General features: G+C 65.6%; 10 protein-coding genes. 8 read left to right on the top strand and 2 right to left on the bottom strand.

Going from position 1 to position 25,617, the window contains the following annotated elements:
- Positions 1 to 973 precede the first annotated feature (973 nt).
- The gene (locus G3446_RS13215; RefSeq protein ID WP_164453305.1) at positions 974 to 2,590 is read left to right on the top strand and encodes a hypothetical protein; all 1,617 of its coding nucleotides are present in this window, start codon (positions 974 to 976) and stop codon (positions 2,588 to 2,590) included.
- 2 nt (positions 2,591 to 2,592) lie between these two features.
- Positions 2,593 to 4,164: a lipopolysaccharide biosynthesis protein gene (locus G3446_RS13210; RefSeq protein WP_164453304.1), complete on the top strand. Its 1,572-nt coding sequence runs from the start codon at positions 2,593 to 2,595 to the stop codon at positions 4,162 to 4,164.
- 293 nt (positions 4,165 to 4,457) lie between these two features.
- Here G3446_RS13210 and G3446_RS13205 read toward each other — a convergent pair whose 3' ends face one another.
- Both G3446_RS13205 and G3446_RS13200 read right to left on the bottom strand, forming a co-directional pair.
- The gene (locus tag G3446_RS13205; protein WP_164453303.1) at positions 4,458 to 5,993 is read right to left on the bottom strand and encodes a hypothetical protein; all 1,536 of its coding nucleotides are present in this window, start codon (positions 5,991 to 5,993) and stop codon (positions 4,458 to 4,460) included.
- 571 nt (positions 5,994 to 6,564) lie between these two features.
- Positions 6,565 to 9,039, bottom strand: a complete 2,475-nt coding sequence (locus tag G3446_RS13200) for a DUF4832 domain-containing protein (protein WP_164453302.1) — start codon at positions 9,037 to 9,039, stop codon at positions 6,565 to 6,567.
- A 743-nt stretch (positions 9,040 to 9,782) separates the two neighbouring features.
- Between G3446_RS13200 and G3446_RS13195 the strand changes: the two genes are divergently transcribed.
- The 6 genes from G3446_RS13195 to G3446_RS13170 all read left to right on the top strand — a co-directional run.
- A complete protein-coding gene (locus G3446_RS13195; RefSeq protein WP_164453301.1) occupies positions 9,783 to 11,189 on the top strand; it encodes a DUF4832 domain-containing protein in 1,407 nt (468 codons plus the stop codon).
- Positions 11,190 to 11,316: 127 nt separating this feature from the next.
- Positions 11,317 to 12,303, top strand: coding sequence for a sulfotransferase domain-containing protein (locus G3446_RS13190; protein WP_164453300.1), 987 nt, complete (start codon positions 11,317 to 11,319; stop codon positions 12,301 to 12,303).
- Entirely contained in the window at positions 12,300 to 13,667 is a 1,368-nt protein-coding gene (locus tag G3446_RS13185; RefSeq protein WP_164453299.1) for a hypothetical protein, read from the top strand. The genes G3446_RS13190 and G3446_RS13185 overlap by 4 nt, the downstream gene beginning before the upstream one ends.
- 87 nt (positions 13,668 to 13,754) lie before the next feature.
- Positions 13,755 to 18,695 (top strand): SDR family NAD(P)-dependent oxidoreductase, encoded by a 4,941-nt coding sequence (locus G3446_RS13180; RefSeq protein ID WP_164453298.1) that lies wholly within the window; start codon positions 13,755 to 13,757, stop codon positions 18,693 to 18,695.
- A gap of 613 nt (positions 18,696 to 19,308) precedes the next feature.
- The gene (locus G3446_RS13175) at positions 19,309 to 22,068 is read left to right on the top strand and encodes an FG-GAP-like repeat-containing protein (RefSeq protein ID WP_164453297.1); all 2,760 of its coding nucleotides are present in this window, start codon (positions 19,309 to 19,311) and stop codon (positions 22,066 to 22,068) included.
- Between the two features lie 121 nt (positions 22,069 to 22,189).
- Positions 22,190 to 25,617 (top strand): Calx-beta domain-containing protein (locus G3446_RS13170; RefSeq protein ID WP_209262402.1); only part of this gene is annotated, 3,428 nt, incomplete at its 3' end.

Genomic DNA, 25,617 nt, shown 5'->3' with positions numbered 1-25,617 from the left:
GTTGGGCTGAGGTACGAAGCCCAACATGGCGGCTAGCCTAACGCTTTGATTGTTGGGCCTCCTGCGTCGGCCCAACCTACAGCAATCTGCGATCTTCGCGGTGCGCTTGGATGACTCTCACAGTCTCGAGAGCGAAGTCCACCGGAGCCCGCGCCGGCGTTGGTGGACTGTGCTGCGAGACTGTGAAGAAGGTCCCCTTAGGCTGGGCTGAGGTATGAGCCTAGATCCCCCAGTTGACCGCTTCGGCCTCATGCAAGGCCTTGATCGCTTTCAAGATCCGGGTTTCCCGCTGGCTCACCTGCCGGGTGAGGCCCGCCCAACCGCCGGATCTAGGATGAAGCCCAAGGTCGGGGCTAGCCTGACGCCTTGATTGTCGGCCCTCTTGCGTCGGCCCAATCGACGGCAAGCTGCGATCTTCGCGATGTGCTCGGAATACTTTCACCCTAAAAAGAGCAGTTGAACCGCAAAGGGAACAAATAAGGCAAAGAATTTCAACATCTTGTCCGCGAAGCGATGCTTACTCAGAGGGTGAAGCGACGCAGCGATGCAAGCCTCTGTTTTTCTTCGTGTCCTTCGCGCCTTTGCGGTTCCAATTGCCGAATCTAGGTTCACAGTCTCCGCGCTTGTCCGCCCTACGGAAGATGGCCACGTGGGACCATGATCGAGGCCCTGAGGTTGGGTCCGAGGGACTTGTCGGGGCGCGGCGTCGAGAAGCGGCAGGTGGATGGATGCCGCGCCGGCAGGTCTGTAAGCCTGTAAGGGTGGCATTACAGGGCCGCGCTGCTGGGCCGCTTTCCGGCCTCGTCTTGCGCGCGGCGTCCTTCCGTGGAAGGGCGCCGTGGATGAGAAGGGCTCGAATTTTGCTGACCCGTATCGGCATGAGAGGCCGCGCTCGCGCCGAGCGAGGCTCGTCCGCGGTGGCCGTCGCCAGCCTCCGACCTTCGCCAACGCTTGAGAGCGAGACCTCGACGTCATGCCTGATCGCGCCTTCGCCGATTCGACCAAGTCGATGCTCAATGGGATCAGCCTCGTCGTGCTGATGGGCCTTTCCGCCGTGCTCGTCGGCTGGCTCGCGACCCGAGGTCAGCCCCTCCTCGTGCTGGCGCCTGCGATCCTGATGCTCGGGATCATGGTCGCCGCGCGCTCCGAGCTGCTGTTCTGGTCGGTGGTGCTTGGTGGTCTCGTCGTCGCGGGGCTCGCGCGGCTCTACCTGCCGTCGCTGGAGCAAGTCCGCTGGCTGCTCGCGCCCGCAACCGCTCTGTTGGCGCTTCAGGCGACCGCTCTCTATCTCGCGCGCCGTCCAGGCGCCGAGCGAGCCCGGGGGATCTCGACGCTCCTTTGGTGGGCCCTGGGCTTCGTCCTCGCGAGCCTCGCCGCGACCTTCGCCAACGGCTTCCAGCTCGATCGCTTCGTCGTCGGATTCAAGGGCTACTACCAGGTTTGGGCCTTGCTGATCGCCTTGGCCCTGGCGCCCTGGCCGCCACTGGTGATGGATCGGCTGCCGCGGGTGCTCTTGGTCATCGCCATCGCTCAGATCCCGTTCGTTCTGCATCAGCTGCTCGTGCTGGTGCCGGCTCGCGCCGGCATGGGGAATGGGATCGTCCCGATCGACGTGGTCGCAGGGACCTTCGGCGCGGTCTTCGATGGCGGCGGCGCCAACGCGACCCTCAGCGCCTTTCTGATGATCGTGATCGCCGGGCTGGTCGCGGGGCGGCAGCTCGGCGTGGTCTCCAAGGCCCAGCTCTGGGGTATCGGTGCCTTGCTGATGGCGCCTGTGCTCGTCAACCAGGCGAAGGTCTCGATCTTCTACCTGCTCGCCGTCTACCTCGGTTTGTTCGGCGCCGACCTGGTGCGGCGTCCGCTGCGGTTCTTGACGACTGGACTGGCGATGCTCTTGATGCTGGCGGTGCTGATGGTCGCCTTCACCCTGAACTCGCCGGATCACGAAGATATCGCGAGCTGGCAGGACCTGGTCGCTTACACCTACGAATACAACGTCGAGGCCGAGGAGGTGCGCGGAAGGCTGTCGCGCTTCGGGGCCTTCGAGCATTGGGCGGACATGCATGATTCAGGTAACTGGCGCGAGATCCTGCTTGGGCATGGTATCGGCTACACGCGGGTCCCAGACGCCCGTGCCTTTCCGGCGGGAACCGTGACGACGCGCATCAATGGCGTGCCCGTTCAGATCGACCTGGAGGCGGATATCGGCAATACGGCCGTCGTCGCACTGCTTTGGGAGACAGGTGTCCTGGGCTTGGGCCTCGTCTTCGCGCTGTTGGCGGTCGCCTATCGCACCGCTGGACGTCTCGAGCCCCTGCATGCGGCCCATCCCGAGCGTCTTGCCTCGCTGCGCGCGGCCCGCATCGGCATGGTCATCATCTTCATCACGCTCTGGCATAAGAACTTCTTCGTGCTGGACGTCGTCTATCAGACCCTCGTCGTTCTGCTCATCGGCTATGTTGCCTATTGGGACGGACTGGCGTCGCGCGCGAAGGGCCGGGGCGGGATAGGGCAGGGCGAGCGTGCGCGCGGCGGTACGCAAGGCAGATCCCGCGAAGGCGTCAGCCATCGCGCCGGGCAGAGGCCCTAGCCATGCAAGCCGCCTATCGAAAGCACTATGGGCTCGACGCCGTGCGCAAGAGCCTGGCGCATTTCCTCGTCGGAAAGACCTTTCGCATGCTCGCGTCGGTCACGGTCCTGCTGCTCCTGGCCCGTGTCCTGCCGGTCGAGCAGTATGCGGTCTACATCGCCTTCCAGGCCTTGATCGCCCTTTTGGACGTCCTGACGTCGATCGGTGTTCAGAAGGTCCTCTTTCGCTATCTGCCGGAGCTGCGTGCCACCGGTAACAACCGCGCGGCCTATCGCCTCCTGTTCTACGGGATGCTCTTTCGGCTGCTGGTCGTTTCCCTGCTCTTCTTGGCCGCGCTTCCTCTACTTCCCTGGGTGGCCAGGGTCTTCAATGTCGAGGAGTGGATCTGGCTCCTGCCCTGGTATCTGCTGGTGGGCTATCTGAGATTGGGCGCCTTCTGGCTATCGCAGTGCCTGGAGTCCCTGCTCTGGCAAAAGGAGAGTCAGTACAGCATGGCGGTGGGCGGCGCGGTCGCGGCGCTCGTGATGGTCTATCTCGCGGTGGTGGGGGAGCTGACGCTCGAGCGCGTGGTTCTCGCCGAGGGGCTCGGCGAGAGCGTGGCGCTCTCGCTACTCGTTCTCAGCTGGGTGAGGCGGTGGCGGCAGGATCAGCAACGGGCTGTCGGGGACAGTGGCTGGTGGCGTGAGAATCGGCAGCGAGCGGTGCGGTATGGGCTGTGGAGCTATCTCCTGAGTCAGAGCTCGCTTCTCTACGGCAGTGCCCCCAACCGGCTTTTGGCGGCACACGCGCTACCTGTGTCCGAGCTTGCGATTCTGGGCGTGGCCGACAGCTTCATGAACCTGGCGCGCAAGTGGGTCCCGACCCGCATGCTCATGAGCATGGTGCGTCCGCTTGCCATGGCACGCTTCGCGGCAACCGGCGATTTCCAGGACGTGACGCGTCTCTCCGACTTCGTCTTTCGGATCAACTTGATCCTGCTGGGCTTGCCCGTCGCGATCCTCACCGTTGCGGGACCCGAGCTCCTGGCCTGGATCACCGCCGGTCATTATCCGGAGGCGGGCTATCTCTTGATGGGCTTCCTGCTCGTCTTGGCGACGCAGGGGATGCGGGACCTGCTCGAGCTGATGGTCCAGGCGCTCGAAAAGAATCCCATCTTGCTTTGGACGAATCTGCTCCAGTCCGCTTCATTACTGATCGCGGTCGTCCTGCTCCCGGTCGTGGGCCTATGGGGCTTGGTGATCTCCAATCTGGCCGGAACCCTGGCCGCGAACGCCATCGTCATCGCGCGGCTGCGCGGGCTCGGCTATCGGCTGGGCTGGCGGCTGGATCTCACCGCCTGGATCGGCTTGCATTGCGCGCTCTCCATTGCGGTTGGGCTCGCGGTCGAGAAGGGGATGGGCTCGCCGAGCATGGCGGTCGTCTGCGTCGTCCTGACCTACGCGGCCTTGCTTCTGCTGAAGCCTCCGTTGAGTCGAGACGAGACCCAAGTCGTGACCAGCCTCATGCGCAGACGCCTCGTTGCCCGACCTGCCGAGCCGAAGAGCACGCCTTCGCTCGGTGCGGTTCAAGACTGACGACGCTCCCTTAGGCGATTTCCAGGCAAGCTCATCCCAGAGATGAGGTGGAGACGCCGGCTTCATCGCTCGGCCGAGCGACGTCTGGTCGGGTCAGCCACTCAATCCGTGGGAGCGGCGCCCCGCCGCGAACTGAGGCGGTCGGAGCTGATCCGTCGCGCCGGGGCGGTGCTCCACGCAATGCCTGCCCGATGGCGTCTCCCGGAGACATCGCCCGCAATCGGGCTCCTACCGAGAAGAATGCGTAGGAGCCCGCTTGCGGGCGATTGGTATGAGGATTCTCGGAAATCGCCTTAGCGCACCAGCAGGCCTCCTACCCGGCACCACCAGCCGCTCGCCTCCTGGGTGCAGGTGTCCGGGTGCTGCGCGAGCTTGACTGGGAAGGCGGAGCCGAAGCTCGGGTCTTGGATGATGCCGATCGAGACTTGGTAGTGCCCGGGGGCGAGGGCGGTCGAGCCTGCGAAGCCCGTCGGCTCACTCTCCGGGAGCACGCGGCGCAGCTCGCCGGGCAGCTCGACGACCGTCTCTCGTCCGTCGACGCCTGAGGTGAATTTGACCTCGAGGGCGTAGAAGTCGCGGTAGAAGGGCGCGTTGCCGACGTTTGCGAGCTGGACTGCAATGTCGAAGACTTGGTGAGCGGGCGCGATGAGCGGGATCGTCACCTCGGCCGCCTGGAGGCGATAACCGGCGTCGAGCAGCCACTGATGGACCTCTGCCGCATACATGGGGTCCTGCTGGTAGGCCGTGGAGTACTTGTTGTTCCAGCCGCTGACACGCCAGCTGCGCAGTCTCCGAAGCCCCTCCGTCAGGTCCTCTGGGCGCAGCCCGAAGACACCCATGGGCTCGGCGAAGACTGGCCCAGTCCTCCAGCATTCGCGCGCGGCTTGGGACCAGGACCAGACTTGGTCGATCTCCCAGAGCGTGACTTCGATGCCGTCGGTGCGCCAGCCGATCTGCTGGCCGTCCAGCTGCGCCTCGGAGCAGGCGTAATCCCAAGGGTGCGGGCCGTCGGTCTCACGATAGCGATCGTCGTTGTCGAAATTGACGATCTGGGGGATGTGCGCGTACTCGAGGTGGGCGTCGAGGATGGCCTTCATGTTCTCCCACGCGGGCATGGGCCAGCGCACGCCGCTTTGCCAGCCGGAGCTGTGGCCGGCGAGGGTGATCCCGAAGGTATGGCTCTCGCTCCAGGAGCCGATCGAGCGGATGTCGATGTAGGCGATCTTCTCGGCCCATTGCGGATTGTCGTAGCGAGCGCGCATGGCCTCGATGAGCTCCACCTGCTCCTGGATGAATCTCGGATCGTCCTGATTGAATACCCAGCGGTTGGTGCAGGTCTGGGTGGCTGGGGAGTAGCAGTCGGCACGCGCGTCGATGCGATAGTAGGTGCAGCCGGCAGGTGTCCCTGCGCCCGTACAGCGCAGGTGGCGCGGATCGCTTCGATACCAGGCCGGGACGGCCTCCTCGAAGTTGTAGTCGTCCAGGATGGGCTTCCAGCTGATGACGGCGATGCCCGCTTGCTTGCCGCGCGCGACGGTATCCTCGATGGCTGCGTCCAGGTCCGTCCAGTTCCATTCATCGTCGCCATGGGGCTCTAGGTTGGCCCAAGGGACGCGGATATAGGTAATGTCCGCGTCGGCATCCATGGCCGCGTTGTTGTTGAAGGTGCCGTCGTTGAGGAGCTTGCCGGCCTGCTCCAAGCCACGCCCCGGGTTGCGCAGCTCGGTGTGGGGGTCCAGAGGTGGCGGCTCGATGACTTGGTAGGTGATCCCCTCAGCGGCAGGCGGGATGAGTGTTGGGCTGGCAAGGCAAGCGGTGGCGGGGAGCAAGGCCAGATAGCTTGCCAGAACCCTGCCCCTGGCGGCCCTGGCACAGGTGCCTGGAGCAGCCCTCCGGGTGTATGTCCTCGGCGTCCTTCGCTCGGGAGCCGCCCGCGACGCCGCGGCGAGCGAGGCGGATCGGCTGGCAAGGGTCGATGAGTCCAGCAAGGTCGGGGTTGGCGCCATGGAAGAGCTGCTCCAAGGTGTCGTCGGTTGTTGTCCGCCAGGGATCCGCGGGCGCCCTCGGCGTCCGTGGTCCTAGCGCGTGCCGGCAAGCTCGCGTGGGAGGTCGGCCTGCACCCCGCCAAGTATTGGCCCCGTACTCCAATGGATAAAGCCTCTGGATATTAGGCGTTTGTATCTTGAGTGCTCGAATGCGGCCGGTGCTTCGGGCAGACTCTAGCTGCGGCGGGTGGGATTGGCGCAAGCGTCGGGGGGAGGGGGGTGCTGTGCTGGCGCCGAGGCGAGGTCCGTATCCAAGACCCGATCCGGCGGGGCGCCTCGGGCGGGCCAGGCCGAAGCGGATACGAAAAAGCCCCGGCGTGGCCGGGGCTCGTGGGTGCAGCGATCGACTGATGCGCTATTCGACGACTGTCGTCCCGATCTCGCACCACCAGCCACTGCTCTCTTGGGTGCAGCTGTCGGCGCGCTGTGCGAGCTTGACCGGGAAGCTCGATCCGAAGGCCGCATCCTGGATGAGGCCGACCGATACCCTGTACTCGCCGGCTGGCAGGCTTCCCGATCCCGCGAAGGTTATGGCGGGCTCACCGGGCTGGACGCTGCGCAGCTCACCGGGCAGCTTGACGATCACATCCTCGCCGTAGCTGGTGGGGGTGAAGCGGACTTCGAGGGCGTAGAAGTTGCGATAGAAGGCCGCGTTGCCGACGTTGGTCAATTGAACCTCGACGTCGAAGGCCTCGTCCGCGGCCGCGATGCTCGGGATCACCGCCTCCGAGACTTGCAGCCGGTAGCCCGCGTCGAGCAGCCACTGATCGACCTCGGCCGTATAGGCGGCATCACGCGGATAGGAGCTGGAGTACTTGTTGTTCCAGCCGCTCGCATGCCAGTTGGTCAGGCGCGAGAGGCCTTCCGTCAAGTCCGCGGAGACCAGCCCGCTGCCATTCATCGCCTCGGCGTAGACCGGACCCGTCTTCCAGCATTCCTTCGCGGCGTCGGACCAGGACCAGACCTGATCGATCTCCCAGAGGGTGACTTCGATGCCGTCGGTGCGCCAGCCGATCGTCTGTCCGCCGAGCTGAGCCTCGGAGCAGGCGTAGTCCCAAGGATGGGGGCCGTCGGCCTCGCGGTAGTCGTCGTCATTGTCGAAGTTGACGATCTGCGGGATGTACCTGTACTCGAGGTGCGCGTCCAGGATGGCCTTCATGTTGCTCCAAGCAGGCATGGGCCAGCGCGAGCTGCGTCCGACGATGCTGATCCCCGTGGTGTGATTCTCGCTCCAGGAGCCGATCGAGCGGATGTCCATATAGGCGATCTTCTCGGCCCATTGCGGGTTGTCGTAGCGGGCGCGCATGGCCTCGATCAGCTCGACCTGCTCTTGGATGAATCTCGGGTCGTCATGGTTGAAGGTCCAGCGATTGGTGCAGACCTGATCTGAGGCGTAGCAATCGAGGCTCGAGCTGACCAAGTAGTAGGTGCAGCCGGCCGGGGTGCCGACGTCGGTGCAGCGCACGTGGCGCGGATCGTTCTTGTACCAGGCCGGCACCGCGTCTTGAAAGTTGTAGCTGTCCAGGATGGGCTTCCAGCTGATGACGGAGATGCCGACCTGCTTGCCGCGCGCGACGGACTCGTCGATGGCCGCGTCGAGGTCCGACCAGTTCCACTGATTGTCGCCATTGGGCTCGAGATTGGCCCATGGGACGCGGATGTAGGTGATCTCGGCGTCCGCGTCCATGGCCGCGTTGCGATTGAAGGTACCGTCGTTCAGCAGCTTGCCGGCTTGCTCCAGCCCGCGCCCTGGGTTGCGCAGCTCGGCGTAGGCGTCCAGCGGCTGCGGGGTGACGACCTGGTAGGTGGTCTCGACCGACGGTGTCTGCGGCTCTTCAGGGGTCACTGGGGCTTCGCCGCAGGCGCCGAGCGTCCGGACATCGAAGGGGGAGGAGACGGCGACGCGCTCGGCGCCGACGTAGACGCTGGCATCTCCGGTGCCCGTATTCAAACAAGCGCTGGCCCCATCGGCGAGGCTGAAGTCGATGCCGTCCTCATAGACGCCGCCGACGATGAGATCATAGTCGACGACCTCCTGAGTGCTGGTGTCCACGACGTCGTTCGACTCCAGCGAGTAGCCGGCGACGGATGCGAGCGGCTGATCCGAGGTGATGCTGCCGTCGTTGTTGTCGTAGCTGGAGCTTCCTCCGCCCGCGATGCGCAGGTGCCAGGCGCCAGTGTCCGCGTCCTGCCAGAGGAATGTCCCCTCATCCGTGGCGGCGTTGTATCCAGGGTCGCCCTCAGTGGCTGGATTGTCGTCCGTGGCGCCACAAGCGGCCATCGTGGAGAGGTCGACAGGTGTGGTGACCGGCGTGCGATTGGGGCCGACCAGCAGTGGGATGCCCGAGGTGCTGACGTCGAAGCAGACGCTCGCGCCGGACGGGTGCTTGAGCTCGAAACCGTCGTACCAGGGGGCCATGACATTGAGCTTGTAGGCGATCGCTCGCGGATCGCTGGCGTCGACCACGTCGTTGGACTCCAGGTTGATCCCGGCGACCAGGCTGGCATCCTGGTCGGCCGTGACCCTGCCTTCGAACTTGGTCGTCCCCTTGGTGCCGCCGGAGGCTGCGGTGACGCTCCAGGCGCCGGTGCCGCAGTCTTTCCAGAGAAGGACCGCGGTCTCCGAGCTCAGCTTGAGATCTGGCGCCCCGCAGGTCTCGATGGCGGCTTGGGCGTTGCCGTAGAGGGCACCGCTCGCGATGAGGACGGTGCCGAAGTACTTCAGACCGCTCAGGTCGCGCCTGACTGCGGTTTCGATAGGGCTCGATTCTTCCGGTGAAACGCGTGGTTGCTGCTGCATCGAGATCAGAGATTCTGTGTGCTTTGACATTGCTGTGACTCCCTCGCTGAGGAGCTTGAGGACGTGCTGGAATTCGGTATTCACTGGATCGAGCCAATGACTGATCTTGCTGCCTTGGTCCGCGTTTGCGCGGTGGACCGGCTCGGCTATCCGGTTGGGCGAATCCTAGCGGCGAGGGGTGCGACTATTCTGTGATAGGCTCTGCACTAACCGCTTGGTTTATGAAGAGCTACAGATGAAACGTGAATTGATTCACGCGTCATGAGGGGTGCGAACGGCGGATATTTCTGCTACTGCTGAATCTCCTATCTTTTTGCTTGGTGATTGATTGCGCGAGCTGTGCGGCAGGCGTCACATTGTATTTCAAAGCTTGTAATCAATGGGTAAGAACTGGGGAGTCTTTCGGCTGTTTCCGGCGGTTTTGTTGGCTTTTCGTGTAATTCTTGCAGTGAATGTAAGAAACTGTTTCCCATGATTTTGTGACGCAGTTCTCAGTGTCTGGATCGATGACTTTTGCCTTTGATGATCAGCCTTTTCGCGGAGGTGAAGTGATGTCTTTCCTCGGTCTGTGCGTCTTTCTCTTCTTTTTTTCCATGCTCGTTGCGCCGACCGGATGCGCAGACGAAGGGATGACGGTCGATTCGATTGCTTCCGAGCTTTCGGGCCATCGAATCGTCAGGCCGCCTTTGCTCGAAGCGAGTCGGCCACTCAGTAATCCGGGGATTGGTATTGAGCAGGCGGCCTTGATCGAAAATCCCTCCGGTGCTCTTAGAATGAATAGAAGCGTCGATGCGATTGCGACGATTCGTTACATTCGGCTGCAATGGTCGTTGCTCGAGCCGGATGCGGATAATGAATGGAATTTCGCGCCGCTCGATTCGGCAATCGAAAAGTCGGCGAGCGACGGAAAGCAGGCGGCAATTGCCGTGATGGGCCATACCCCCAAGCTAGGGGGGCGGAGTCGCTATACGCAGGCGATTCCGCGCTGGTATCTGGAGGCGGCCGAGGCACGGGGGCCGCGGTGTACAGAGGTTGGCGATGGCGGCGGGCTTCCGCGTGGCTGCACCCATTACCTGACCGACTATGTCCTCGGCTGCCAGTCAGGCGAGACTTGCCAGGGGCTCTGGACCTTCAACCACAATGACGACGCCTACATACGGCAGCAGGTCGAGCTGATCCAGGCGCTGCGGGAGCGTTATGACACCCCTGATTGGGCGGGGAGGATCGCCTACGTCGACGTCAGGGGCGGCCTGGGGTCTTGGACGGAGGGACACGTCGATGGTGTGCGCTTGGCGGGCTCCGGGGAGCAGTGGCCGATGCCGTCCTACGAGAACAAGGTGAAGATTGCCGAAGCCTATCTCTCTTTCGAGTATCTACCCATCGTCGCCAATATCCGCAATGGAGGAATGGCGCGAGAAGCCGCGGTGGAGAGCCAGTGGGTCTATCTGTGCGAGCAGGGAAGGCGCAGAAATAAGATCGTGGGATGGCGAACGGATGGACTCGACACCACGAAATATCTGATCGATCCGGTCTTCTCGGCTCATCCCTTCATGAAGGACTGCTGGAAGCAGGGACCCGTGCATGGCGAGCTCAATGCCCGAGCCTTGGCCGACCCGTCCCCGGTCGATCGAGACCCTTGGTCCGCTGGCCGGACTCAGTACTTTGCGCTGAATAAGCGTATGGAGGCTTGGCATGTCAGCGGCTGGAGCACAAAGTACCACCCCTATCCGGGTGATCCCGAGACCTATCGGGCGGCACTGGATGAATGGCGCGCAATCGGGGGATATCGCCTTGGGGTCTCGAGTGCTGCGATACCAGACGCGCTTGAAGCGGGAACGCCGTTCCAGATGAGTATCGACCTTCGCAACAGCGGAACGGCGCCCGTCTATCGGCGCTGGTACCGTTTGGGTGTCCGCTTCGAGCACCTGGAGACGGGGGATTCGATCGTGCTTTCGCTGCCGGGAGATCTGACCGCGGTGATGCCCGATGAGCCCCCCACAGGGCTCGTCGCCAAGGGAGCTGCGCTCGACAGGCCCGGCCTCTATCGGGTGTCGGTCGGCGTGATCCAGGATCCGAGATTCACGCAGGTACGGCCGCTGAAGCTGGCGCACCGCGTCGAGGATTGTCGGCTCGTGGGCGAGACTTACTGGTGCGACTTGGCAGAGGTAGGCGTCGATTGAGGAAGCGGAGACTTCACAAGGCCACGCCAGTGGCATCCTTCCTGCTGTCGCTATCGCGATCATCGAGCGCTAGCCGGGCCGGCTGGCGCGGGCAATCGATCGTGACGACACACCGGAAGGAGGTGCTATGGGTCACCCGTTATTCATCGGCATCGGGGCACAGAAGTGTGCCTCGACCTGGCTCTACGACATCCTGCGCGACCATCCGGGCGTCACGCTCAGTTGTCGGAAGGAGCTCGATTTCTTCTCCTATCACTACGGCCGGGGCCTTCAGTGGTATCTCGGCCAGTTCCCGAGCTTGAGCCCAGGGCGTCTGGCCGGGGAAATTTCACCCTCCTATTTCGCGAGCAAGGACGTTCCCGCGCGCGTCAAGGCCTTCGCGCCTGACGCCAAGATCCTGGTCTCGCTGCGAGACCCCGTGGAGCGCGCCATTTCCAACCATCGCCACGAGGTGCGTCTCGGCAGCTTTTCGGGGCCGGATGTCTCTTTCGAAGCTGGCCTGGCGAACAACCCCATGTACCTCGAGCAGAGTCGCTACGGGACGCATTTGCAGCGCTGGCTCGAGCACTTCGATGAGTCGCAGACACTCATCCTCCTGCAAGAAGACATCGAGCGCGATCCCGTTTCAATTGCGAAACAGGTATACAGTTTTCTCGGTATCGCCCCGGCCCACCGCTCCAGCGCACTTCACGCACGCTCCAATGAGAGTCACCTCTACCGCTCTCGCGCACTCGAGTCCACGCGCAGAGGCCTGCGCGGGACGGTTCGCGCATTGCATCTCGACGGCCTGTGGGGCCTTGCGCAGCGCGCGGGACTGCAGGCCGCCTATCGGCGTCTCAATCGCCGTCCACCCGCGGCTGCGATCCCGCCCGTTGCGGAGGTGACGAAACAGCGGCTGCGCGAGACCTTGGAAGAGGAGATCCGGAGCCTGGAGCGCCTGCTCGGTCGCGAGCTGCCTCATTGGCGCACGGGTGAGCCTGCGGCCTGGGTCGAGGCTGGCTCGGGCGGCGGGCTCCATGAGGGTCGCTCAGCCGCGGATACCGACGCGGATGGTCATGTCGCCTGGGGCGAGCCCGCCGGACAGCTGCCTTCGGGCATTGGAGGGATGCAATGAGCATCGAAAACATGCTGCTCGCGCTGCGGGCGAGATTCTGGGTGCTGATCCTGATGCCCATCCTTGCGGCGGGGACGGCCTTCCTGCTCCTCGAGGACGAGCCGACCTATTATTCGGCCAACGCCAAGCTGCTCATCGACTATAGAACGCCCTTGGAAGGGGAGCTGGCCGGCGAGCTCCTGCCGGTTGGCCTCCAAGAGAGCTATGTCGCCACCCAGCTGCAGATCATCAAGAGCCATCGCGTCGCCAAGCGCGCCCTCGAGATGCTCGGTCTGGAGCGTGAGCCGGGCTGGTTGGAGGCATTTCGGGAAGAGACGGATCTCAATGAGGAATTCGCGCCCTGGGCCGAGCGCATCCTGACCGAGACCCTGCAGGTCACCATCGGTAAGGACAGTCGTTTGGTCAGTATTTGGTACACGGATCCCAATCCAGCCTTCGCGGCGCGGGTCGCGAACGCCTTCGCGGACGCCTACCGGGAGGTGAACCAGGCGCTCAGTCATGCGCCGGCGATCGAATCCGCGCAGGCGGTCGAGCCGCTGCTGACCAAGCTCCGCGCCGACTTGGAGGAGGCGGACCGCAAGCTGAGCGCCTATCAGCAGAACGCCGGTATCATCGTGACCGCCGAGCAGCTCGATCTCGAGACGGCGCATCTCAAGGAGCTGGGCGACCAACGGCTCCAGGCGGAGGCGCGGGAGCGCGAGGCCGAAAGCCGGCTGGCCTCGCTCGAGGCGATGGCAGCCGCGGGCCGCTTCCTGGATTCACTGCCGAATGTCCCCAAGAGCGATCTCATTCAGCGCCTCGAGATCGATCTCGCCCGAGCCGAGTCGCAGCTCGCCGAGCGCTCGACGACGCTGGGGCGACGCCACCCCGAGCTGATCAAGATCTCGGCCGACCTCGCCTCGCTGCGCGACAAGCTCGAGCAGGAGAAGGCCAAGGCCATCGACACGCTGCGGCTCGATCTGCTCGAGGCCCGCGACTTCGCCGAGCGCGCCCGCGCGAGCGAAGCGGAACAGCGCGACAAAGTGCTGAATCTCAAGCGCAATCGCGAGGGCCTTCAACCCCTATTGCGCGAGGCGCAGAGCGCGCGCGAGAGCTACGACCGCTCCTTGCGGATGTACAGCGAGTACACCACGCATGGGCGGCTCAATCTCGGCAACGTCATGGTCCTCGATCGCGCCGAGCCGCCGTTCTTGCCCTCATCCCCAAGCCGGCTGGTGAGCTTGGCGGCGGCTCTGGCGGGTGGGCTCCTGCTGGCGATCGGACTCGTCATCGTCTGGGAGCTCCTCGACAAGCGGATTCGCGTGAAACGCGACGTCATGGACATGGGGGCCGGGCCATTGCTCGCCGAGCTGCCGCGAGCCTAGCGCCTCACGCCAGACAATCTCTCGGCAGCTCCCCTTGGCAACTTCCCTAGGGATCGGCTGACAGGGCAAGTGACTAGAGGAGAGAGGATGATGATCGCCATTTGCGAGCCCGCACAGGGCCGTGGCTCGTGCTCCGCGGGAATGGAAACCAGGGCCGCGGTCTTGAGGCATCCAGGCGTCCAGGACTGCGCGCTGCTGACGAAGTCAGACAGCGCCGGGCAGGTCAGGCGCATGCTCTTCTACGTCCCGCGAGGACTGGTGAGTCGCTCCGATCTGCGCCGACTCGTCGAGTCCGCCGGCCCGGAAGCCCCGGCTGCGCTAGTGCCTCTGCACAAGCTGCCCTTGACGCCCGATGGCCTGGTCGACGAGGAGGTGCTTGCCGCCATCCCGGTGCTGGATGACGCGTTTTGCCAGCGCTCCGAGCGACTGCTGCGCGCCGAGCTCGGGACCGAGGAGCTGTGCGTCCGGCGCATCCAGCAAGCAGCGAGCAGCCCCGCGCCCTACCACCTCAGCGATCTGCTCGCGGACGGGGGGGCGACAGATCCACCTGGCATGGCTAGCGAATCCGCCGACCTCGAGCCTTCATGCGATGCCGGCCTGGAATCCGCGGTGCCTGCCGTGCTCCACGGGCCGGTCTTGCCGCCCGATGGCGCTGCCTCCGCGCCCAGGCTCCCGGATCTCCTGGAGCGCGCCGTGCGCCGGGTGCCGAACCGTCGCATTCGGTTCGTTTCGGCTCAGGGCCGGCTGACGGAATGGAGCTATGCGGGGCTTTGGGAGCGGGCTCGGCGTATCCGAGCCGCCCTAGCCGATCAGGGTGTCGCCCCGGGTGCCTTCGTCCTGTTTCAGCTGCGGGCGATCCAAGACCTTCTTGCCGCGTTCTGGGGCTGTCAGCTCGGCGGTATGGTGCCGATCGTCCTCGAGGCTCCCGAGCGTTTCGATCCTTCAGGGGAGACCTTGGATCGTTTGAAGGGGCTCGTCGGGCGCTTGAAGGCCCCTGTCATCCTCGCCGATGCAGGGCTCGCCGAGGGTTTCGAGACGCTGCAAGCCGAGGGCCGGCTCGCCGCGAGTCGCGTCATCCCCTTCGCTGGGCTGGTCTCCGCCCCGACGCCGCAGCCGAGGCCCGCGCATCGAGCGCACCCGGACGACATCGCGCTGGTGAATCTCAGCTCGGGGAGCACTGGCATTCCCAAAGGCATCATGCTGAGTCATCGCAACCTCCTGGCTCGGGCACGCGGCGCCAACGCGCTATGCCAGTTCGCGGAGGAAGACGTCATCCTCAACTGGCTGCCGCTGGACCATATCGGGAGCCTATCGGACTGGCACATCCGCTGTGTCATGCTCGGCTGCGAGCTGATCTACGTCGATAAGGAGCATGTCCTGCGCGATCCGGCGAACTGGCTCGCCCTCATGGATCGCTATCGCGTCACGCATTCCTGGGCGCCAAGCTTCGCCTTCGCCCTGGTCGCCAAGCGCCTAACTGAGCTGCCGGCGCTGGAGTGGGATCTGTCTTGCGTCAAAGGACTCTTGACGGCGGGAGAGGCGGTCTCGGATCGCTCCGTCGAGGCGCTGTTGGAGGTCGCAACGACCTATGGCCTCAGGTGGTCCGCGATCTGGGCGGCCTATGGCATGGCCGAGCTCGGATCCGGGGTGACCTATGCCGTGCCGAGCGCGCAGCGGCCGCTCGGCTTCTTGCGTCTGCGTCCCCCGGCATCGGGCGAGCGCGCTCGGCCCGTCGCGGATGAGGATCCCAGCGGGGTCAGCTTCGCGGACCTCGGGCCGCCGATCCCCGGGGTCTCGCTGCGCGTCGTCGGCACCAGGGGCGAGGCACTCCCTCCAGGCTATGTGGGACGCCTCCAGGTCGCGGGCGCCGTGGTCTTCCAGGGGTATCTCGGCAACGCCGAGGCGACGGCCGAGGTCCTGCTCCCCGGGGGCTGGCTGGATACGGGTGACCTGGGCCTCCTGTGGCAGGGCCGACTGGTCCTGACGGGGCGCGAGAAGGACACCATCATCGTCAACGGCGCCAACTATTTCTGCCACGAGATCGAGGCCACCTTGGGTGCGGTGGAGGGCGTGCAGCAGGCCCAGGTCGCGGCCTGCGGCGCGCGGCGCCCCGGCGATTCGGAGGAGCGCTTGGCGGTCTTCTTCGTGCCCGAGGATGCCACGCCCAAGGATCGGGAGGCGGAGGCGGCGCTGATGCGTGCCATTAGCGCCCGCGTGGCGGACCGTTTCGGGATCTCGCCGGGCTATCTGCTGCCCGTCGAGCGCCAGCAGATCCCGCGAACCAGCATCGGCAAGATCCAGCGCAGTCAGCTGCGGCTGAGACTGGAGTCCGGTGCGCTGGACGACGCCATCAAGCGGGCCGACCTGGCCCTGGGGAATGGCCGCACCCTGCCTTCCTGGCTGTATCGGGCCTGCTGGCTGCAGTGCCGCGCCGTGAGCGCCTCGCCCTACCCATTGCCGGGGGCGACGCTCATCCTGACGGACAGCGCCGGTTTCGGCCGAAGTCTGGGGCGTGATCTCAGACAAGGTCATCGACAGTGCATCGAGGTGCTCGGGGGGGAGGTCACGGAGCGCCTGGACGTGGATCGCTACAGGGTCGATCTCAGCTCGAGCGCCGGCCTTCGGAGCCTCTTTCGCGACCTTGCGGCGGACGGCATCGCGGTCAGCGAGGTCATTCACCTGATGGACTATGGGGCTCAGGCCCCCTCAGCCCTGGACGCGGCTGGCGAGGCACAGGGATACCCCGGGATCGCCGCCTTGCTGCATTGTCTGAGGGCGCTCGAGGAGACCGCCGCTGGCGGCTCGCTGAAACGCCTCTTTCTGGTCGCCGACGGCTGTCACTGCGTCCGAGCCGAAGACCGAGGCCGTCCAGAGAAGGCAATGCTCGCCGGCATGGTCAGATCGCTCGTTGCGGAGTATCCGGGCATCGCCGCCCGCCACATCGACCTGTCCGGCGCGGATCGCCGACAGGATCTGTCCGACCTTGCTCAGGAGCTCGAGTCGCTGAGTCGCGAGCCTCTGGTGGCCTATCGGGACGGGCTGCGCCATGTGCTTCGGCTCGACCACCTCGATCTGCGTGAGTCAGGGGGGCGCGGTGCCGCGCTGAAGCGTGACGGGCTCTACCTGGTTACGGGGGGGCTCGGCGGCCTGGGGATGGCGCTCTGTCGCTGGCTGGGGCGTCGGCTCGGCGCCAGGCTGCTCATCCTCGGGCGCAGCTCTCCGACGAGCGCGGAGGTTGGGCGGCAGGAGGCTCTTCGATCTCTGGTCGATGAGGGCATCTCCTGCCGCTATGTCGCGACCGACATCTGCGAGCGGGAGGCCCTCCAGCGCGCGGTGGAGCAGGCAGAGGCAGCCTGGGGGCGTGAGATCGACGGCATCTTCCACCTCGCTGGGCAGGCCCGCGCGCGGCCGATCCGGAGCGAGACGTTGGACGATTTCACGGCCGCCGGTCGCGCCAAGGTGGAAGGGACGCGCGCCCTAGGCGCGCTGCTGGGGCATCGCCCCAACGCCTTCATGCTGGCCTTCTCCTCCGCGACTGCCGTCCTCGGTGGTACGGGGACGGCGGCTTACTCCGCCGCCAACGCCTACCTGGAGGCCGAATGCAGGCGTCTGCAGCGCGCGGGACACCGCGCTTACTTTCTGGCCTGGAGCCGCTGGGAGGGGATGGGCATGTCGGCCGATCAGGCCATGGCGCAGGCGGCCGCGTCCAACGGATTCGGCGCGATCGGGGCGTCCGACGGCCTGCATACGCTAGGGGCCTTCCTCGGCTCGGGGCTGCCCGAGGCCATGGTCGGCCTGGATGCGACCAGGCCGGCGATTCAGCATCTCACGACGGCCGCGACCTATCAGCGCGAGCATCTCGCCGGCTATGTGAAGGCTGGCGCCTTGGAGGCCCGGGCACCGCGGTCCTATCTCCTCAGGGATGCATTCGGGACGCCGCTGACCTGCGCCTTGGAGAGGGTTCGAGTCCTCCCCGAAAGGGGGGCGCCAGTCGGCGGCTGGGAGGCCGATGGCGCCGCGAGTGCCCCGAGTCTTGGCGGCGAGCCGAGGACGTCCACAGAGGTGCGGCTGTGCGCGATCTGGCGCCGTTTGCTCGACGCCCGGGAGGTCGGCCGCGACGACAGCTTTTTCGATCTCGGGGGCAATTCGCTGCTGGCGGCGCAGCTGGCCGGCGCGGTCGAGAGCGAGCTGGGGCTGCGGCTGCCCGTGAGCGCCGTCTTCCAGGCACCCACCCTTGGAGCGCTTGCCGAGATCTTGGACGGTGACACCGGCTTGGATGCGCGTTGGTCAGTGGTGCCGATCAAGCAGACGGGGACGAGGACACCTATCTTCGTCGTACAATCAAGCAGTTGGGATCTGGTTCGCTACCTCGACGCCGATCAGCCGGTCTATGGGCTCAACTATGGCGTCGGCGCGAAATCGCGGGGGGCCATGCTGGATCTTCCGCCGACCTTGGAGGCGCTGGCCGCCCATTACGTCAGTGAGCTCTCCAGTGTGCAGGCGAGCGGTCCCTATTTCCTGATCGGTCATTCGGCCGCGGGCTTGGTGGCCTACGAGATGGCCCGCCAGCTTGCGGCGCGCGGCGATACGCTGGGGCTGGTCGGCCTGGTCGATACCTACTTTCCGCGCAATTGCCAGAATGCGTCTCAGGGGGCCGTGCGGGGCGAGCTGGCGCGTGTCCTCAAGATTCCACCCCAACGCCTTGCGATCCGCTCCCGGCGGTGGGCGCGTCAGCGTCTGCGTACCTGGACAGCGCGCTCCTTGCTCAAAGAATGCGAGCGTCCGCTATCGATCCGCGCCCGCCACCTCTACGATGGCTATGTCCCGCGCCCATACGTCGGCAGGATCGCTTACTGGAAGTGCCGGGGAGATGCTTGGGATGGCGAGCAGGTCGCGCATGAGGAGGCCTGGAAGTCGCTCGCGGGCGGCGGTCTTGCGCTACATGAGCTGCACTGCGGACACCAGGAGATCATGAAGCATCCGCATGTTCAGTGCTTGGCGGACCAGATCACTTCATACACTTTTTGACTCAGGGCTGGCGGTTCCTGGAAGTCCAAGGCCGTTGGATAGGGGGCTCTTGCCGACGGTACTCGCCTCGATCGCCGCGGCCCGATCCGCCGATACCCCGCATCGCGCCAACCTCAGTCCCTTCTCATGCCCTGCCCGGTCAGTGGCCGAGCACTCCATTCAACCCTTTCGTAAAACTGTATTCCTGGCTTAACACTTCGCCTTCTCCCCGAGCGCTGCGCCTCCCGGGCACAGATGATGTCGTTGGGAGGCTTACACCTTTCGTCGGACGATTTGTCGTCGCGATCCTCCCCGTGGATATCGCGTCGAGCGGCTGGAGACGCGCATCCAGGCGCGCTCGGCACCCGCCTTTGGACGCGCTTCGGGCGACGGAGACAACCCGCCTTGGCATGCGAGTTGTAAAGCCGAATAGAAAGGCGTGTCGTCCTAGGTCGCCCCAGCCCTGGTGCGCAGCGGTCAGCCGTCAGCCGTCGATGAATCTGAGTCAGGCTCGGGCGAGAGCCACGCGGGCGTCCTCAGGGACGCTGCCAAGACGGGATGGAGCGGGTCAGCCGCTCGCGAGCGCCGAGGCAAGACCGTCCTGACTCGCACCCTGCGTCTAGAGAGGACCTCAATGAATCGCAATTCCCACCATGTCGCCGCAGCCGTTCTCGGACTGCTTGCGCTAGGGCTGACCCTGTCCAGCGCCGCGGAGATGGGGCCGGCGCAGTTCGCCGAGGCGCGCGACGAGCTTGGGCGCTTGCTGATCGACGCCCAGGGCGAGACTTGGGGCGCCAGCTGGGGCGATCTGAACGCGGACGGTTTTCCGGATCTCTGGCTGGCCATGCATCAATACACGCCAACCTTGCTTCTGCAGAACCTGGGCGATGGGCGTTTCGCGAATGTCACCGACGCGGTCGTGGTCGATGCCGATGCGCACATGCGCGACGACACCCATGGCGTCGCCTGGGCGGATTTCGACAATGATGGCGATGACGACCTCGTCGAGGCCTGCGGCGGAGCCGCGGGCGAGGCGGCCAGAGGCGCGAGCATCGATGAAGAGGGCCGCAACAATCTCTTCGTGAACGAAGCTGGGCGGCTTTGGGAGCAGGGCGAGCACTTCGGGGTCGGCTACCCGCGCGCCCGCGGCCGCACGCCGTCCTGGGTCGACTTCGACAATGACGGTCTCCTGGATTTGGCCATCACCGCGCAGAAGACGGCCGAGGGGCAGTATCCGTCGGCGCTGTTTCGCCAGGGTCTCGCGGGCTTCGACGACGTCTCGGACGACGTCGGCTTCACGGCCGGCAGCTGCGAGAACGCCCTCGTCTCCAGCCTGATTCCGGGGCGATCGCCGCTCTTGATCTGCGCGGACTCCTCGCGGGTCAGTGCCGTCTCCGACACCTCGACCACGCCCTTCACGGAGGTCAGGTCGCTGCTGGGCGACGACCTCTATGCGGCCTATCCCTTCGACTTGGCGATCGCAGACTTCGATGGCGACCTGCTTCCGGACGTCTTCGGGGTCGTTGCCCCACCCATCACCCCGGCCGCGGCGCGCGCGGAGAGCGGAGACAGGATCCACGCGACCCTCCATTTCTCCCCCGAGCACTCAGCCGTCCCCAGGGCGCGCAGCGTCACTGGGTTTTCGTTCACCGCGCCCGACGAGGCTCGCCTCGTCTTCGGCTGGGAGACCGAGGCAGGGCAGATCCATCTTGGCCGCGCGGGCCTAGCGCCGCCAGCCGGCGTCGATGTCGGACTCGTGCCGCCGCACCTCTGGCCGCATCGGGTCGAGCTTGCGCTGTCGCCCGCAGACCCTAGCCTGGAGGGGCTGCCGGCCGACATGGGGGAGGGGATCTACGTCGGACGCCTGGATGGCCGCTGGCATGTTCGCGCCGTCGACGTCGATCACCGGCTGCATGTGGCGGCGATCGCCGAGGGGATCTCGCAGCCTGAGCCTTATGGCGATGTGAGTCCGAGTCAGGGCAATCGGCTTCCGCCTATCCTCTTTCGGAACGAGGGAGGCCGGCTCCGCAGGACGGCGACCGAGGCTACCTTCCTCGATCCGATCGAGGCGATCGCACTCTACGGACGCTCCTTGACGCCAGGCGACTTCGACAACGACATGGACGTCGACGTCTATGTCGGCACGACCGGCAACCTCGCGAACACGCCGAACGCGCTCTTCGAGAATCAAGGTGACGGGACCTTTCGTTTGGTTGCGGCGGCCGCCGGCGCCTCGGGGACGCTACTGGGAAAGACGGACACTGTGACCAGCGTCGATTTCGACCTGGACGGCTGTCTGGATCTCTTCGTGACTCAGGGCGCCTACCCGGCCCCCTTTTCCTACTCGGCTGGTCATCAGCTCTTCCGTAACCGCTGCGACGGCAACCACTGGATCGCGATCGACCTGGAGGGCGTGACCTCCAACGCCAATGCCATCGGCGCAGTCGTCTACGCCTATACCCCGGACGGTCGCGTCCAGATGCGCGAGCAGGCCAATGGGATGCACAAGTATGCCCAGAGCTATCGCCGCATCCATTTCGGCCTCGGGGCCAATAGCCGCGTCGATCTCGAAGTGCACTGGCCGAGCGGTCTCGTCGAGCGGTTCTCGGACTTGGCCGTCGATCGCGTGGCTCGGCTGCGCGAAGGGAGCCAGGGCGCCGCCGCGGCGCGCTCGCTGAAGGTCGCAGATGTCCGCCTCGAAGAGGGTGCCGACCCAGGTGTCGCGACCTTCGCTGTCGCGCTGTCGCCGCCGCCCGCCACCGGCGAGCAGGTCGAGGTGGCCTATCGAACACTGGGCGAGAGCGCGCTCGAGCAGGCCGACTTTCTGCCCGTTTCCGGGGTGCTCAGCTTCGCCGCGGGCGAAAGCCGGCACATCGTCCGTGTCTCCATCCTCGACGACGGTCAGCGCGAAGACAGCGAGACCTTCGTGCTCGAGCTGAGCGGCGCGGCGACCGGCACCATCACCAGACGCGCGACCATTCTCGACGACGACGCAGCGGTCACGCCCGAGTGCGGCGCGCCCGAATACGACCCCGGCGTCGACCAGGCGGCCTTTCTCTGGAGCGACTGCGCCTCCCGGCGCTGGCACCTGCGCATCACCGGCGGCGGGGACGCGCACTATGTCAGCTACCTCGGAAACGTCGCCGCGGATCGCCCGCTCGCTTCCGTATCCGCCTATTCGATCGAGCCGAACGACAAGCTGACGAGGGTTCGGGCGGACGAGATCGGATTCGATCTCATCGTCGGCGAGGTCTATGAGGACGGGGTCGATTTCGAGCTGGATGAGGAGGGGGCGGGCTGTTTCTCGCTTCGGCTCTTCAACGAACTGCCGGTGCTGCTTGGGCCGCGTCGCGTCCTCTGGGACGGGGCGAGCATGGAGTTTTGCACAGAGTGAATCGCGTCACTCCGGGAGCGCGCGCCGATCTTTCGGGCGCGGCCGATCGTTTGAAAGCGGGAGGCGGCCGCCTGGGTGCTGGCCCGTCGATCCGAGGGATCTCTGAAATGAAGGGGAAGCCATGACCAATAAGACAATGATTGCCGCTGGGGTCCAGGTGCGCCGAAGCCCGGCCGGGCTCGGGATATGTGCCCTGGTCGCGCTCGCACTCACGCCCGTCGCCGACATCACAGCGGACATCGGCTCGGGACAATTCGCCGAGGCGCGCGACGGCGGGGGCAGCCTGCTGATCGACGCTGGAGGGGAGACTTGGGGCGCCGGCTGGGGAGATGTCAACGGCGATGGCCTGCCCGACCTCTGGCTCGGCGAGCACCAATACACCCCCACGATCCTGCTCCAACAAGGCGGCGCTGGTGGGTTCTCAGATGTCATCCAGTCCGCCGTGCTCGATCCGAATCCGCATTACCGCGACGACACGCACGGCGTGGCCTGGGCCGACTTCGACAATGACGGGGACGAAGACCTCTTCGAGGCCTGCGGAGGCGGCGCCGGCGAGGCCGCGGGCGGCGGCAGCGTCCAGGAGGAGTGGCGCAACAACTTCTTCGTCAACAATGGCACGCTGCTGGTCGAGCTGGCGCAGGCCTATGGCGTCGACTACCCGCGCGGTCGCGGGCGGACCCCCTTGTGGGTCGACTACGACAACGATGGCCTGCTCGATCTGGTCATCACCGCGTTGCAGACGAGTGCCGCAGAGTCCCCTTCGGCCATTTTCCGCCAGCAGATCAGCGGCTTTACCGAGGTGACCTCGCAAGTCGGCTTCAACGCCGGCAGCTGCGAGAACGCCATGCTCACCCACTTGACCCCTGACGGCGCTCCAACGCTGATCTGCGGCGATACGTCGCAGATCGGGACCATCTATGACATCTCGACCCAGCCCTTCACGGACATCCGCTCGACGGTCGGCAACGATATCTACAACGCCTACCCCTTCGACCTCGCCATCTCGGATTTCGATGGCGATCTGGATTTCGATGTCTTCGCCGTGGTCGCGCCCCCGAACACGGCGGCCGCGCTGCGTTTGAGCACGGGCGACCGCATTCAATCGACGCTGCCACCATCGGCTTCCGAGCGCGGCTTCTCCTTCACCGCCCCGGGGGATGTGACCCTCACCTTCGGCTGGGAGACGGACGTGACTCAGGTGTCGCTTGGCGCCAGCGGGGTCAATCCGCCGCCGGAAGCCGATCCTGGGCTGGTGCCCGGCAACGTCTGGCCGCACCGCCTCGAGCTGACCCTATCGACCTCGGACACGACCCTGATGGGGCTGCCTGCGAGCCGGTCTCAGGGGATCTATGTCGGCTATGAGAATGGACGCTGGCAGGTCCGAGTGGTGGACGTGGACTATGGCGTGAACGTGCTGGCCGTCGCCACGGGCATTTCGACGCCTCAGGCCTTCGGGTCCGTCAATCTCACCCAGGGCAATCCGTTGCCGCCCATCCTCTTCGAGAATCAAAACGGCCTGCTGAACCGCACGACCAACAGTCAGACCTTTCTCGACCCTGTCTCCGCGATCCAGAGCTTCGGGCGGTCGGTCATCCCTGGAGACTTCGACAACGACATGGACGTCGACGTCTACGTCGGGGCGACCGGCCCGGTGGCCAATGTCCCGAACCTCATGTTCGACAATCAGGGCGACGGGACCTTCCGAGTCGTCAGCGCCGCGGGCGGTGCCTCGGGCCACCTCCTTGGCAAGACGGATGTCGCGACCAGCGTCGACTTCGACCTGGACGGCTGCCTGGACATCTTCGTCGCCCAGGGGGCCTATCCCGCGCCCTTCTCCTATGTCGCCGAGCATCAGCTGTTCAGAAATCAATGCGGCTCGAACCATTGGATCGAGGTCGACCTCGAGGGCTCGGCGTCAAATATCCACGGGATCGGAGCCGTGCTCTATGCCACGACGCCCGATGGTCGCGTGCAGGTCCGGGAGCAATCGAATGGGACGCACAAGCACGCGCAGGATTTCAGGCGGATTCACTTCGGGCTGGGCGCCAATCAGGAAGTGGACCTCGAGGTGCAGTGGCCTAGCGGAGTGGTCGATTATTTCTCCGACTTGAGCGTCGATCAGGTGGTCCTGCTCACCGAGGGCTCCGGCGGCACGGCTCCCAGCTACACCCTGGGTGTCGACGACGTCACGGTGAGCGAAGGGCCGGCGGGTCAGGAGGCGGTGCTGACGCTGACGCTCACCCCGGCGCCTGGGAGTGGGGAGCAGGTCGACGTCGCCTATCAGACGGTGGCCGGCACGGCCACCGCCGGGAGCGACTACACCACGACCTCCGGGACGCTGAGCTTCCTGGCCGGGGAGAGCGAGCAGACGGTGACGGTGCCCATCCTCGACGACGCCACGCCTGAGCCGAGCGAGAGCTTCGGCGTGCAGCTGACGAGCGCCGACACCAATGCGGCGACGGGCACGGTGACCATCCTCGACGACGACTCGGGCAGCGGGCCGGCGTGCGGCGCGCCGAGCTACGACCCGGCGAGCGACCGCGCGCTCTTCATCTGGAACGACTGCGGCACGGACGATTGGCACCTGCGCATCACTGGTGGTGGTAGCGGCCAGTACGTCAACCATGTCGGCAGCCTGGTGGCCGATGCAGCCTTCCCGGCGGGCTCGGTACAGGGCGTGTCGGTCGAGCCCAACGACACGCTCGACATCGGCGCGAGCCAGATCGACTTCGGTCTGATCGTCGGTGGCATCTACGAGGACGGGATCGACTTCTCGCTGGCCTCGGGGGCGAGCGCCTGCTTGGAGCTGACCTCGCCGACGACCCTGCCGGTGCTGGCCGGTGCCAACCGCATGGTGGTCGACCCGCAAGTGGAGATCCCCGGCTTCGGGGCCTGCGGCGGCGGTAGCACCTTCAGCCTGGGTGTCGACGACGTCACGGTGAGCGAAGGGCCGGCGGGTCAGGAGGCGGTGCTGACGCTGACGCTCACCCCGGCGCCTGGGAGTGGGGAGCAGGTCGAGGTCGCCTATCAGCCGGGGGCCGGCACGGCCACCGCCGGGAGCGACTACACCACGACCTCCGGGACGCTGAGCTTCCTGGCCGGGGAGAGCGAGCAGACGGTGACGGTGCCCATCCTCGACGACGCCACGCCGGAGCCGAGCGAGAGCTTCGGCGTGCAGCTGACGAGCGCCGACACCAATGCGGCGACGGGCACGGTGACCATCCTCGACGACGACTCGGGCAGCGGGCCGGCGTGCGGCGCGCCGAGCTACGACCCGGCGAGCGACCGCGCGCTCTTCATCTGGAACGACTGCGGCACGGACGATTGGCACCTGCGCATCACTGGTGGTGGTAGCGGCCAGTACGTCAACCATGTCGGCAGCCTGGTGGCCGATGCAGCCTTCCCGGCGGGCTCGGTACAGGGCGTGTCGGTCGAGCCCAACGACACGCTCGACATCGGCGCGAGCCAGATCGACTTCGGTCTGATCGTCGGTGGCATCTACGAGGACGGGATCGACTTCTCGCTGGCCTCGGGGGCGAGCGCCTGCTT

Origin of the sequence: Thiorhodococcus minor, from assembly GCF_010820565.1 — a bacterium.
In the GTDB taxonomy this organism is placed as follows: Bacteria; Pseudomonadota; Gammaproteobacteria; order Chromatiales; family Chromatiaceae; genus Thiorhodococcus; species Thiorhodococcus minor.
Note: the sequence above shows the minus strand (reverse complement) of the source record. Positions and strands in the feature narration are given on the sequence as shown.

Bases quoted from the DNA above. Each gene is read 5' to 3' on its own strand.
- G3446_RS13215 (WP_164453305.1), top strand. From the start codon at position 974: ATGCCTGATCGCGCCTTCGCCGATTCGACCAAGTCGATGCTCAATGGG.
- G3446_RS13210 (WP_164453304.1), top strand. From the start codon at position 2,593: ATGCAAGCCGCCTATCGAAAGCACTATGGGCTCGACGCCGTGCGCAAG.
- G3446_RS13200 (WP_164453302.1), bottom strand. From the start codon at position 9,039: ATGTCAAAGCACACAGAATCTCTGATCTCGATGCAGCAGCAACCACGC.
- G3446_RS13195 (WP_164453301.1), top strand. From the start codon at position 9,783: ATGAATAGAAGCGTCGATGCGATTGCGACGATTCGTTACATTCGGCTG.
- G3446_RS13190 (WP_164453300.1), top strand. From the start codon at position 11,317: ATGGGTCACCCGTTATTCATCGGCATCGGGGCACAGAAGTGTGCCTCG.
- G3446_RS13185 (WP_164453299.1), top strand. From the start codon at position 12,300: ATGAGCATCGAAAACATGCTGCTCGCGCTGCGGGCGAGATTCTGGGTG.
- G3446_RS13180 (WP_164453298.1), top strand. From the start codon at position 13,755: ATGATGATCGCCATTTGCGAGCCCGCACAGGGCCGTGGCTCGTGCTCC.
- G3446_RS13175 (WP_164453297.1), top strand. From the start codon at position 19,309: ATGAATCGCAATTCCCACCATGTCGCCGCAGCCGTTCTCGGACTGCTT.